Raw genomic sequence first — 4489 nt, 5'->3', positions numbered from 1 at the left:
AGTCCACACGGTCGCCCAGCTCGCCCGCCGCGAGCCCGAGCGCCTCTATCGCCAGCTCTGCCGCAAGACCGGGAAGCGTCAGGATCCCTGCGTGCTCGACGTCTTCTCCGCCGCCGTGGCCCAGGCCCGCGACCCTGAACTCCCCATCGAGCAGTGCGTGTGGTGGTACTGGAGCCGGAAGAGGAAGAAAGCTCTTAGCTTTTAGCTCTTAGCTCTTAGCCGATTCTGACTCCGGCGCAGCTCCAGCAGATCGGTGCAGATGCCGGCCACGAAGAGGAAGCCGAAGGGCAGCACCCAGGGCACGATCTCGGGGACGAGGTAGAGGGGCTGGAGGACCATCCAGGCCAGCAGCAGCAGGCCGACCAGCAGGGGCGCGGTATTGCCGAAGTAGCGGGCGCGGCGCCAGCCCAGATAGACGCCCAAAGTGACGGCCAGCAGCAGAAGGCCGGGCAGGGTGAGGGCGGCGAGCAGGGCGGCGCCCACCGCGGCAGCGCGCACCAGCCATCCCGGATCGGAGGCGGCAAAGAAGTGGCTGCCGTAGGCTTCGGCCAGCCCGGCCAGCAGGGCGCGCGCGCTCAGGAAGTACGCCATCCACAGCAGCGCCACCCCCAGCAGGCAGGAGAGCGTCAGCATCACGAGCGCGGTGGCGCGCCGTCCCGGGACCAGGTAGAGCATGAAGGCCAGGGCCAGGGGGATGCCGATGGCGGCGGCGAAGCTGGCGCCCACGCCCACCCCCACCGCCAGTCCCAGCAGCGCCAGGCGCGGCCAGGCTTCTCCCCAGGACTTTGCCGGAGGAGCGTAGAGGGTGTGCGCCACCGCGATGCCGGTGAAGACGATGCCGAAGAAGCCCCAGGCGGCCGCGGTCTCCGGGCCCACCCGCGCGGCGTGCCGCACCACCTCGGGCGAGGTGCAGAAGAGGGCCAGGGCGATGTAGCCGCCCACGTTGCCGTAGAGCCGGCGCGCCACGTACCACACCGACGCTCCCAGCAGCAGCGCGAAGATCATGAAGGGGAAGCGCAGCAGGCAGAGGCGCAGGCCTTCCTCGGCGCCTTCCAGGGGACGGCGCAGGGGCGCGCCCAACAGGTGGGCCGTCAGTCCCGCCACCAGGTAGGGAAAGGGGGAGTGGGCGCCGTCGCCGGCGAAGCGCACGCCCTCCCACTGCAGCCGGCCTTCGCGCACGTACATGCGCTCCAATTCGCTCTCCGGGGTGCGCCAAGCCACCCACAGGCACTGCCCGAGGAGGAGCAGCAGCAGCAGCACCGCATAGACCTGGGGCTTGCCGTAGCGCTCGCGGGCGTAGCTCAGAAGGGACAAGCGGGGAAGTTGTATCACGGCAGCGCGGGGGGACGCGAATGGTTGTTAGGCGCAAAATCCACCACGGAGGCACGGAGGCACGGAGAAACGCGGTACGACCGCAGATGTCATCCTTCGCGAGGCGAAGCCGAGCGGAGGATCTGACGGGATGGCTGGCGCGACCAGCCCGGTGGCACAGGCCGCGTCGTCAGATCCTCCCGCCTCCCTTCGGTCGGCAGAAGGATGACATTTCTGTTGAAGGGAGTCCGAACTTCGCTATGCTGGCGTGCGCCATCTGCCTGGAGAACAGGAGAGCCATGAGCCTGCCGCCCGCGCCGCCGCTTGCCCCGCCCACCCTCACGCCGCCGCCGCCCGAGCCCACGCTGCTGAAACGGGTCTTCGTGGGCCGCGGGGGCCTGCGGGCGGGCTGGCGCCTGCTGATCTTCTTCGCCATCCTGTTCGCCCTGGGCGCCGTGGTGCGCCTGGTCTCGCGCCTGGTGACCCGCGGCGCCCCGCCGGCGGGCAACGCCTTCGATCCCATCCTGCTCATGGTGGGCGAGGGCATCGCCTTCGCGGTGCTGCTCGTGGCCAGCTTCCTCATGTCGCGCATCGAGAAGCGGCGGCTGGGGGAGTACGGCCTGGCGCTGCGCCGCGGCTTCCGCCTCACCTTCTGGGAGGGCGCCTTCTACGGCTTCGGCGGGATCACCCTGGTGCTCGCAGTGCTGCGCCTCACCGGCCACTTCTACTTCGGGCCGGTGGCGCTGCAGGGCGCCGCCATCGTCCGCGTCGGCGGGCTCTATCTGCTGGGCTTCCTGCTGGTGGGCTTCCTGGAGGAGTACAGCTTCCGCGGCTACGTGCTCTACACCCTGAGCGACGGGCTGAGCGGGCTGGGACCCATCGGCCCCGGCGGCGGCTTCCTGATCGCGGCCGTGGTCATGTCCACGCTCTTCGGCATGGCCCACCGCGGCAACCCGGGCGAAACCTTCGTGGGCCTGCTCTCGGTGGTGGTCTTCTCCCTGGTCTTCTGCTTCGTGCTGTGGCGCACCGGCGACCTGTGGATGGCGGTGGGCTTCCACATGGCCTGGGACTGGGGCCAGACCTTCTTCTACGGCGTCCCCGACAGCGGCATCCCCAGCCCCGGCCACCTGCTCACGCCCAGCTTCCACGGCTCCGAGTGGTGGACGGGCGGCACCACCGGCCCGGAGGCCAGCTTCCTTACTCCCCTGGTCCTGCTGCTGGTGGGGCTGTGCGTGCACCTGCGCTATCGCCAGGCGAAGTACCGGCCGGGGGCGGACAAGGCGCAAATGCAGAATTGAGAATGAAGAATGCAGAATGAGGGGCCGGCGCTGGCCCGAACATTCTGCATTCTCAATTCTTCATTCTGCATTCTCGTCAGTTCCAGGAGTAGTGGACCGTGTACGTCACCACGGCCTCACCGTCCGGCCGCACCTTCACCGGGAACTCGACGGTGTTGGCGTCGAGCTTGTTGTAGTCGTTGGACTTCAGCTTGATGGTCCAGTTGGGCCCGCGGTAGAGGTGCTCGACCACGCGCACTTCCACGGCTTCCTTCTTGTGGTTGCGGACGTGGATCTCGAAGCTCTCGTCCGCCCACATCTGGTCCACGTTGATCTTGTAGTCGGTGCGCTTGCGCTCGCCCACCAGGTCGAAGGAGTTGCCGGTGTAGACGCGCACGGTCTCGTCCTTGGGAGTGTGGTCGATGAGGTTCTCGCCGGTGAACTCCAGGCGGCCGTCGGAATCGCGGCGGTAGAAGCGCAGCCGGCCCTTGGGCAGCGGCATGCCCAGGTGGTTGGCGGCGGTGTTCTTGAACTCCTGCATCACCCAGATCTTGGGATTGGACTGGGTGCCGTAGCTGTGGTCGTTGCGGATGTTCTCGTAGCTCCAGCCGTAGTAGTTGGGGATCAGGGCGCCGTCGTAGACGTAGAGGCGCTGCGAGGCCACGCCCTGCGCGCTGACGAACTCCACCTGCTTGGTCTCGTGGTCGTGCAGGGTGACCGCGCGCTCCAGGGTATAGAGGTGGAACTCGTCGAAGGCCTTCTCCGTGACCACGGGCGCGGCGGAGGCTTCCATGGCTGCCTGCTTGGCGGCGTAGTCGCGCATGCCACCCACCGCCCCGGGCTGGATCTTGTTGACGTCGCCGGCCATCAGCTTGATGCGGGCGTGGTCGAAGGTCTTGCCGCTCTGGTTGTCGATGGTGACCCAGCCCACGATGTCCACGGTGTCGCCCTTCTCCGGGGCCACCACGTTGTAGTCGGCGTGCCAGCTCATGCCCCCGGTGATGTAGGCGACCTCAGCGTCGAAGGCGCCGGGCTTGTCGGTGCGCAGCGCCCAGGTGAGCTGCGGCTTGAGGATGCTCTCGCTCCCCAGTTGCGGGAACAGCGGCTGTCCCGGCAGCCCGAACTGCAACTGCCCGTTCACTTCCACGATGGGCTGGGCGTAGCTGCGCCCGGCGGCCCAGCCGGAGCGCAGTACTCTGCCCTTCACGATGACCTCCTTGCCGTTCTGGGTGGTGCGGAAGTCCAGCACCTTGCCCTCGTTCAGGGAGAGCAGCATCTCGGGGGAGACGGGGTCGTTGCGGTAGTTCTGCTCCAGCACCTGCAGCAGGCGGCTGCCGGAAGGATCGCGCAGCATGACCGAGTCGGGCTCCAATTGCCCGGTCACCTCGGTGAACTGGATGTCGTTGACGCCGGGGCGCAGGTCGAGCGGCAGCATCTGCCGCACCACCGCGAAGTTGCCGTTGTAGATGGTGAGTGCGGGCTGGGAATGCTCCGCCTCGTCGCGCTCCTCTTCCGCCTGGCGGGCGCGCGCCCGCAGCCCCAGCGACCCTACCAGCACGGCGGCCAGCGACGCCGCCAGCCACAGCCTCTTGTGCGATCTCATCGTCTCCTCCTGATTCCCATGCGGAGGAAGAACGGGCCGGGGCGAGGTTCTTGCGCGAAAAAAGCTCACCAGGATCGAACTGCAAAGCCGGAGACCCGCAGAAGATTTACGATTGAGGCGTAGGCGATTGTCCCCGGGCCCCGCCCGCCTTAGCCTCGCTCGCAGGAGGACCACCCTCATGCGCCGCACCGCTTCTCTCGTCCTGCTGGTCCTGCTGGCCTTCGCCCCTGAGGCCTCCGCCCGCCAGGCCCCGGCCCCGCCGGAGGATCCGGTGGGCGTGGCCATCGGCCACATCCGC

At 68.1% G+C, this 4489-nt stretch carries 4 protein-coding genes; 2 read left to right on the top strand and 2 right to left on the bottom strand.

Features of this window, described 5'->3' with window-relative positions; translation table 11 throughout:
- Positions 1-205: helix-hairpin-helix domain-containing protein (locus tag VEG08_16040; protein HXZ29506.1), on the top strand; the 205-nt coding region annotated here is incomplete at its 5' end.
- Here the strand turns inward: VEG08_16040 and VEG08_16035 are convergent.
- Entirely contained in the window at positions 202-1314 is a 1113-nt protein-coding gene (locus VEG08_16035) for a hypothetical protein (protein HXZ29505.1), read from the bottom strand. The two genes, VEG08_16040 and VEG08_16035, sit on opposite strands and share 4 nt — an antisense overlap.
- Before the next feature lie 296 nt (positions 1315-1610).
- On the opposite strand from VEG08_16035, the gene VEG08_16030 reads away from it, so the two are divergent.
- On the top strand, positions 1611-2609 hold the full coding sequence (locus VEG08_16030) for a type II CAAX endopeptidase family protein (protein HXZ29504.1): 999 nt from the start codon (positions 1611-1613) through the stop codon (positions 2607-2609).
- 76 nt (positions 2610-2685) lie between these two features.
- Here the strand turns inward: VEG08_16030 and VEG08_16025 are convergent, their stop codons facing one another.
- Positions 2686-4191 (bottom strand): hypothetical protein, encoded by a 1506-nt coding sequence (locus VEG08_16025; protein ID HXZ29503.1) that lies wholly within the window; start codon positions 4189-4191, stop codon positions 2686-2688.
- Between the last annotated feature and the right edge of the window lie 298 nt (positions 4192-4489).

The sequence above is a fragment of the Terriglobales bacterium genome (assembly GCA_035624475.1).
GTDB lineage: Bacteria > Acidobacteriota > Terriglobia > Terriglobales > Acidobacteriaceae > DASPRL01.
Note: the sequence above shows the minus strand (reverse complement) of the source record. Positions and strands in the feature narration are given on the sequence as shown.